The 7,647-nt window shown below is 59.9% G+C and carries 9 protein-coding genes; 6 read left to right on the top strand and 3 right to left on the bottom strand.

The window, feature by feature from the left end:
* Nucleotides 1–2 precede the first annotated feature (2 nt).
* The 4 genes from ACE04F_RS20170 (at nucleotide 3) to ACE04F_RS20155 (ending at nucleotide 2,038) form a co-directional block, all read left to right on the top strand.
* Nucleotides 3–593 (top strand): RnfABCDGE type electron transport complex subunit G, encoded by a 591-nt coding sequence (locus ACE04F_RS20170; RefSeq protein ID WP_486109405.1) that lies wholly within the window; start codon nucleotides 3–5, stop codon nucleotides 591–593.
* Nucleotides 586–1,113, top strand: coding sequence for an Rnf-Nqr domain containing protein (locus ACE04F_RS20165; RefSeq protein ID WP_486109403.1), 528 nt, complete (start codon nucleotides 586–588; stop codon nucleotides 1,111–1,113). Before ACE04F_RS20170 ends, ACE04F_RS20165 begins: the two co-directional genes overlap by 8 nt.
* Nucleotides 1,110–1,748 (top strand): endonuclease III, encoded by a 639-nt coding sequence (gene nth / locus ACE04F_RS20160; protein ID WP_486109401.1) that lies wholly within the window; start codon nucleotides 1,110–1,112, stop codon nucleotides 1,746–1,748. The genes ACE04F_RS20165 and nth overlap by 4 nt, the downstream gene beginning before the upstream one ends.
* Before the next feature lie 107 nt (nucleotides 1,749–1,855).
* Nucleotides 1,856–2,038, top strand: a complete 183-nt coding sequence (locus tag ACE04F_RS20155; RefSeq protein WP_135846865.1) for a PA3496 family putative envelope integrity protein — start codon at nucleotides 1,856–1,858, stop codon at nucleotides 2,036–2,038.
* Nucleotides 2,039–2,091: 53 nt separating this feature from the next.
* Here ACE04F_RS20155 and ACE04F_RS20150 read toward each other — a convergent pair whose 3' ends face one another.
* From ACE04F_RS20150 to ACE04F_RS20140, 3 genes are all read right to left on the bottom strand, one after another.
* On the bottom strand, nucleotides 2,092–2,718 hold the full coding sequence (locus ACE04F_RS20150; RefSeq protein ID WP_486109398.1) for a response regulator: 627 nt from the start codon (nucleotides 2,716–2,718) through the stop codon (nucleotides 2,092–2,094).
* Nucleotides 2,719–3,297: 579 nt separating this feature from the next.
* A complete protein-coding gene (locus ACE04F_RS20145) occupies nucleotides 3,298–4,515 on the bottom strand; it encodes an argininosuccinate synthase (RefSeq protein WP_003204943.1) in 1,218 nt (405 codons plus the stop codon).
* 128 nt (nucleotides 4,516–4,643) lie between these two features.
* Nucleotides 4,644–5,651, bottom strand: coding sequence for a flagellar protein MotY (locus tag ACE04F_RS20140; RefSeq protein WP_486109396.1), 1,008 nt, complete (start codon nucleotides 5,649–5,651; stop codon nucleotides 4,644–4,646).
* Between the two features lie 193 nt (nucleotides 5,652–5,844).
* Here ACE04F_RS20140 and pyrC point away from each other — a divergent pair, with 193 nt between their 5' ends.
* Complete coding sequence (pyrC, locus tag ACE04F_RS20135) at nucleotides 5,845–6,891, top strand: dihydroorotase (protein WP_486109394.1); 1,047 nt, start codon at nucleotides 5,845–5,847, stop codon at nucleotides 6,889–6,891.
* Entirely contained in the window at nucleotides 6,888–7,565 is a 678-nt protein-coding gene (rnt, locus tag ACE04F_RS20130; protein WP_039591753.1) for a ribonuclease T, read from the top strand. The genes pyrC and rnt overlap by 4 nt, the downstream gene beginning before the upstream one ends.
* Nucleotides 7,566–7,647: the final 82 nt, after the last annotated feature.

Below are 7,647 nucleotides of genomic sequence, written 5' to 3'. Positions count from 1 at the left end.
TGCTGATCCTGATCGTCCTGGCCGGCCTCGGCATCGGCGCCACGTACCTCACGCAGGTCAATCTGGCCGGACGCATCGAAGCCCAACGGCAAGCTTTGGCCGGCCGGACCTTGTTCGAGGTATTGCCCCCCGAGCGTTATGACAACCAGCCGTTGGCGCAACCGGTCATAACGACTCCGGTTGAGTTGCGCCACAGCCGGTTGCTGGGCGGTTACCTGGCGACCCGCAACGGTCAGCCCAGCGCGCTGCTGTTGCGCAGCCAGGCGCCGGGGTATGAGGGCAGCATCGAATTGATGATCGCCATCGATCCCAGCGGCCGCCTGCTTGGCGTTAAAACCCTGCGCCAGTCGGAAACACCCGGCCTGGGCGCGGTAATCGCCGACTGGCCGAATGCCTGGCTGCAGAGATTCAGCGGAACGTCGCGCCAGGCGCCGACGGATGACGGTTGGGCATTAAAAAGGGATCACGGGCAGTTCGATCAATTAGCCGGCGCGACGGTGACTTCCCGCGCAGTGCTGCGGGCGATCCACGAGGCGCTGCGTTATTTCGATGAGCACCAGGCTCACCTGATCGGAGCGAGTGCCAATGAATAAGCCGGTATTGGCCCGTGGTCTGCTGCTGGTGCCCCTGGTAGGCGCAAGCAGCTCGCTGGCGAATGCGCTGGGAGTATGGCTGGCCTGGGTTTTGATCAGCTTCGGCCATGGCTGGGCCATGACGCTGGCCGGGGCACGCTTGACGAGGTATCAGCGGCTCGTGGCCGCTATCCTGCTGGCCGCAGCCTTGAGTGCTTGCGCAAGCCTGGTCGCGCAGGCCTGGCTGCCGGAGTGGTATGCATCGTCAGGCCTTTACCTCGGCTGGATCGCCTTGAGCTGCGTAGCGCTGGATCAAGCGTCTGTGGACGAATCCCGGGTAGCTGACCGCCTCAGGCTGGCGGGCCAGTCTGGCCTCCTGATGGCCATTCTGAGCGCCCTCCGCGAATTGATCGGCAATGGCGTCCCACTGGCCGTGCTGGCTCCCGGCGGGTTCATCCTGCTCGGCCTGCTGCTGGCGGCCCACCAGGCCTGGACGGCCAGCAAACCCCATCCACCCCTAGAGGAAACGCCGCGCCCATGAACGCCGCAAAACGCCTGGAAATATTCCGTCGCTTTCATGAAGACAACCCGGAGCCGAAAACCGAACTGGCTTACTCCTCGCCCTTCGAGTTGCTGATCGCGGTGATTCTGTCGGCCCAATCCACCGATGTCGGCGTCAACAAAGCCACGGCCAAGCTGTTTCCCGTGGCCAACACCCCGCAAGCGATCCACGCCTTGGGGGTCGAAGGGCTGTCGGAATACATCAAGACCATCGGCCTGTTCAACAGCAAGGCCAAAAATGTCATCGAGACCTGCCGGCTGCTGATGGAGCGCCATGACGGCGAAATCCCGCAGACCCGCGAAGAGCTGGAAGCCCTTCCAGGCGTCGGCCGCAAGACCGCCAATGTGGTGCTCAACACCGCGTTTCGACAGCTGACGATGGCAGTCGATACGCACATTTTCCGCGTCAGCAACCGTACCGGGATTGCTCCGGGCAAAAATGTCGTGGAAGTGGAAAAGAAGCTGATGAAATTCGTCCCCAAGGAATACCTCCTGGATTCGCACCACTGGCTCATCCTCCATGGGCGTTACGTCTGCCTGGCGCGAAAGCCTCGTTGCGGCAGCTGCCGAATCGAAGATCTATGCGAATACAAGCACAAGACATCTGACGATTGAGGCGCTATTGCTTTTGTTGATAAAGCGATTGAAAAAATCTTTTTTACCCGCCGGTGGTTTATCGCTATAAGGAGCGCCAATGGCAGTCTTAGCCTGGAGTTGAACTCATGAGCGCTGGCAAAGAACAACTGGATGTAGAAGACGATTTCATCGCCGTCGAGGCAGACGATGCGGAACCGGTGGTCGTGGAAGTGGCGAAAACCAACCTGAGTAAACGCCGCACCATCGACAACCTGCTGGAAGAGCGTCGCTTGCAGAAACAATTGGCCGACTATGATTTTGATCTCTGACTCGTAAAAGCCTCCCGGGCGGAGGCCTTTTACCGAGCACATGAGGCTATGGATTACACCAATCCGTTACGCTGTGCCAGCTCGATCAGGTCGACCAGTGAGCGGGCATTGAGTTTCAACAACAGGCGGGTCTTGTAGGTACTCACGGTCTTGTTGCTCAGGAACATCCCGTCGGCAATCTCCTTGTTGGTCTTCCCGCGGGCCAGTTGCTGCAAGACCATCATCTCGCGTCCAGACAGCCGATCGACCATATCCGACTCGCTGGCATTGCCCAGGCTCGAACGCACGGTATGCAACGCCTGGTTGGGGAAATAACTGTAACCCGAGAGCACCGCTTTTATTGCACTCAACAACTCGGTCAGATCCTGTTGCTTGCACACATAACCGGCCGCGCCCATTTGCATGCATCGCATCGAGAAATGCCCTGGCGACTGAGAAGTGAGCACCAGCACTTTCAGGGGCGTAGGGTTGGTGGTCAGGCGCGCAATAACCTCCAGTCCGTCCAACTTCGGGATGCCGATATCGAGAACAACGATGTCGGGCATTTTATCGCGCGCCAGCTGTAACGCATCGACGCCATTGTCTGTTTCGGCGATAACTTCATATCCATGGCGCTCCATTAACAAACGTACAGCAAGACGAATGACGGGGTGATCATCCACGATCAGCACTTTATTCATGGGCAAATCCAATTTCGCTGTTCGAATTTTTAGAGCACGCACAATAGCCTAGTCATTTCACCCATGGGATGCCGCTGTAGCAAGCCGTTCGCACCGAAAGACATAACTTACAAGCAATGCAGAAAAATCCTACAAATAACCTGTGAAATAACGCGCCATGATTTTTTCCGTCGGAGCGACGGAGCGATTCTGACCCGCCACGGCTCCCGAAAAACCGTGCGGCCTCGGCACAAAGGCAACCGGCCTGGCAATACAGGTGGGACTTTTCTCATGAAAAAATAATTGATTTATTCAGGTAGGAACCGCTTGGATCCGCCGACAACAAACTCCCACAAAAGAAAAACCGACCCGATAAATCGGTTTCCACATTATTTACATTATTCAACCCACACCGCTTCACTCTGCAATAAGGGTGAAATCGATCAATAACAATCCGCGACAAATAACCGCTTTCATCACCGAGCCGGGGTATAGAGAAACTGTCTTACGAGAAAAAAACAGAAAGTTTAAAGTGATTCCGGACGAGACATTCGCAAAAAAAAGGCCTGCGCAGGGCAGGCCTTTTTTTGAGCAGCCGGGTCAGAACAGCTTGCGACCCTTGTTCGCCGCGATGCGCATGCGCAGGGCGTTGAGCTTGATGAAGCCGGCCGCGTCGGCCTGGTTGTAGGCGCCACCGTCTTCTTCGAAGGTCGCGATGTTGGCATCGAACAGCGACTCGTCGGACTTGCGCCCGGTCACGATCACGTTGCCCTTGTACAGCTTCAGGCGCACGACGCCATTCACGTGGGCCTGGGAGGCATCGATCATCTGTTGCAGCATCAGACGCTCCGGGCTCCACCAGTAACCGGTGTAGATCAGGCTGGCGTACTTGGGCATCAACTCGTCTTTCAGGTGAGCCACTTCGCGGTCCAGGGTGATCGACTCGATCGCCCGGTGAGCACGCAGCATGATGGTGCCGCCGGGGGTTTCGTAGCAGCCGCGGGACTTCATGCCGACATAGCGGTTCTCAACGATGTCCAGGCGACCGATGCCGTGTTCGCCGCCGATACGGTTCAGGGTTGCGAGCACGGTGGCCGGGCTCATTTCCACGCCGTCGAGGGCAACGATATCGCCGTTGCGATAGGTCAGCTCAAGGTATTGCGGGGTATCGGGAGCTTTCTCCGGGGAGACGGTCCAACGCCACATGTCTTCTTCGTGCTCGGTCCAGGTGTCTTCCAGCACGCCGCCTTCGTAGGAGATGTGCAGCAGGTTGGCATCCATCGAATACGGGGATTTTTTCTTGCCGTGACGCTCGATCGGGATCGCATGCTTCTCGGCGTAGTCCATCAGTTTTTCACGGGACAGCAGGTCCCACTCGCGCCACGGGGCGATGACTTTGACGCCCGGCTTGAGGGCATAGGCGCCCAGTTCGAAACGTACCTGGTCATTGCCCTTGCCGGTAGCACCGTGGGAAATGGCGTCAGCGCCGGTTTCGTTGGCGATTTCGATCAGGCGCTTGGCGATCAGGGGACGGGCGATGGAGGTACCCAGCAGGTACTCGCCTTCGTAAACAGTGTTGGCGCGGAACATCGGGAACACGAAGTCGCGGACGAATTCTTCGCGCAGGTCATCGATGTAGATCTCTTTGACGCCCATGGCCTGAGCCTTGGCGCGTGCAGGCTCGACTTCTTCGCCCTGCCCCAGGTCAGCGGTGAAGGTCACCACTTCGCAGTTATAAGTATCCTGCAGCCACTTGAGGATCACCGAAGTGTCCAGGCCGCCGGAATACGCCAGAACGACCTTGTTTACGTCCGCCATGCCATCACTCCACGGGTTGTACGGAAAGCCGGGAAGTCTAACGTCCAGCGCGGATAATTTACAGAGGCGCGACAGCTTATGACGACGAAGCGACAGATTGTGTCGATGGCGCGACGATCAAAAGGGGCTCAAGAGGTCCGTGCAGTAGCACCTGCGGGCGCAGTGGCCTTGACGGGGGCCACCGGTGCCGGCGTCTTGCCAGGTGCCGCAGCGGGCGCCGCCGCAGGCGCAGCTGGCGTGGATGGCACGGTTGGCGCGGTTGGCTGAGCCGCTGGCGCCTGGGTGGCCGCCACCCGATCGAGTTGCACCAGCACGCGCCGGTTCTTGGCTCGATTGGTGGCGTTGCTGTTGGGCACGAGCGGATAACGCTCACCGTGGAAACGCACGGTGAACTGCGATTCCTGGAAGCCATTGGCCTTGAAGAAATCCATGACCGCCAGCGCACGGCGGCGCGACAGCTCACGGTTGGTCAAGCGGTTGCCGCTGTTGTCGGAATGCCCATCGAGTTCGACATGGTTGACGCTCGGGTCAGCCTTGATGAAGTCGAGCATGACCTGCAACTGAGCCTTGGCCTGGGCGTCGAGCTCGACCCCCTCGCCGGGAAAGCCGATCTGGGTCTGCTTGATCTGCTCGAAATTCTTCGGCAACAGTTTCGCCACACAGCCTTGGTAGTCGCTGAACGCCTTGTTGAAGCGCACAGGCAACAGGCGAACTTCAGACACCCGGCCATCCTCGGTGTTGCGCCGGACTACGGGGCTGCGCCCTTCCATCAACCCACTGATCAGGCGGCCCGCCTGGACTTGGGAGCTGTTGAACAACACGTCGCCGCTGCCAATCCTGACCGACCCCAGGTTGATGTCGCCCCGCCCCGGTTGCCACGGCGCAGCGGCCGCCAGCAGCGTCGCGGAACCGCCACCCAGCACCGGGTTGTAGGCCTTGAGTCGGAACGTGGCCTGCTCGCCCGCGCGGCGGACGAACTCGCCGCTGCCGAAATCGGCGATCGGCTGGCTCAGCCGGCACTCGAACTTGTCGCCTTCGACCGTCCACTCGATGCTCTCCAGACGAGTCTGGAAAGTGAGCGCCATCGCAGGAAGGCTGGCAAACACACTGAGCAAGGCTAGATAACGCTGGCGCACGGGAGGCTCCACTGGCTTTTTACTTACGGAAATCGAAAAACACCGGGCATGACGCCTGTCCGAGATATCGCACGGATTCGTGGCACACCTGAAGGGGCTATCGGTAACTTGTGGCAAAACTTGATAGCGGGTGCCCGCATCGGTCTTTTCCGGTAGCATTCCCCCAGAGTTTGACCCGCCTGGAAGCCCCTCAATGTCCGACCGCCTGACCCTGCTGCGTCCCGACGACTGGCATATTCATCTTCGCGATGGTGCTGTGTTGACCCATACCGTCGCCGATGTCGCGCGCACCTTCGGGCGCGCCATCATCATGCCTAACCTGGTTCCGCCCGTCCGCAACGCCGTCGAGGCCGATGGCTATCGCCAGCGCATCCTGGCCGCACGCCCGGCCGGCAGCCGCTTCGAACCGCTGATGGTGCTTTACCTCACCGACCGCACCCAGCCCGAAGAAATCCGCGAGGCCAAGGCCTGCGGCTTCGTCCACGCGGCCAAGTTGTACCCGGCCGGCGCCACCACCAATTCGGATTCCGGCGTCACCAGCATCGACAAGATCTTCCCGGCGCTCGAAGCGATGGCCGAAGTCGGGATGCCGTTGCTGATCCACGGTGAAGTCACCCGCGGCGATGTCGACGTGTTCGACCGCGAGAAAATCTTCATCGACGAGCACATGCGCCGCGTCGTGGAGCGTTTCCCGACGCTCAAGGTGGTGTTCGAACACATCACCACCGGCGATGCCGTGCAGTTCGTCAACGAAGCCCCGGCCAACGTCGGCGCGACCATTACCGCGCATCACCTGCTTTACAACCGCAACCACATGCTGGTGGGGGGGATCCGGCCGCACTTCTATTGCCTGCCGATCCTCAAGCGCAACACTCACCAGGAAGCCTTGCTCGATGCCGCCACCAGCGGCAGCGCGAAGTTTTTCCTCGGCACGGACTCGGCGCCCCATGCCCGCCATGCCAAGGAAGCCGCCTGCGGTTGCGCCGGTTGCTACACCGCCTATGCCGCCATCGAGATGTACGCCGAGGCGTTCGAGCAACGCAACGCGCTGGACAAGCTCGAAGGTTTTGCCAGCCTGCACGGTCCGCGTTTCTATGGCCTGCCGGTGAACACCGATAGCATTACCCTGGTCCGCGACGAATGGACCGCCCCCGCCAGCCTGCCGTTTGGCGAACAGACAATCATCCCGCTGCGCGCCGGTGAAAAACTGCGCTGGCGCCTGCTGGAGGAAAACGCGTGAGTGAAGATCATTTCGACGACGAACTGGACGGCAACGGTGGTTCCGGTGGCGCACGCCACCCCATGGCAGCCCGTTTCCGGGGTTACCTGCCGGTCGTGGTCGACGTAGAAACCGGCGGTTTCAACTCGGCCACCGATGCGTTGCTGGAGATTGCCGCGACGACCATCGGCATGGATGAAAAAGGCTTTGTGTTCCCGGACCACACCTATTTCTTCCGCGTTGAACCGTTCGAAGGCGCCAACATCGAAGCGGCCGCGCTGGAATTCACCGGGATCAAGCTCGACCACCCGCTGCGCATGGCGGTCAGCGAGGAAACGGCACTGACCGACATCTTCCGTGGCGTGCGCAAGGCGCTGAAGGCCAACGGTTGCAAGCGCGCGATCCTGGTCGGTCATAACAGCAGTTTTGACTTGGGCTTCCTTAACGCCGCCGTTGCGCGACTGGACATGAAGCGTAATCCATTCCACCCGTTTTCCAGTTTCGACACAGCGACCCTGGCCGGCCTGGCGTACGGCCAGACCGTATTGGCCAAGGCCTGCCAGGCCGCCGACATCGATTTCGACGGCCGCGAAGCCCACTCGGCCCGCTATGACACCGAGAAGACCGCGGAGCTGTTCTGCGGCATCGTCAATCGCTGGAAGGAAATGGGCGGCTGGCAGGATTTCGACGACTGATATCAGCATTGGCTCTTTGTGGCTCTTGTGGCTCTTGTGGCTCTTGTGGCTCTTGTGGCTCTTGTGGCTCTTGTGGCTCTTG

The organism is Pseudomonas sp. AGC41, assembly GCF_057334555.1.
The sequence above is the reverse complement of the archived record's forward strand: the minus strand, read 5'-3'. Positions and strand labels throughout refer to the sequence as shown.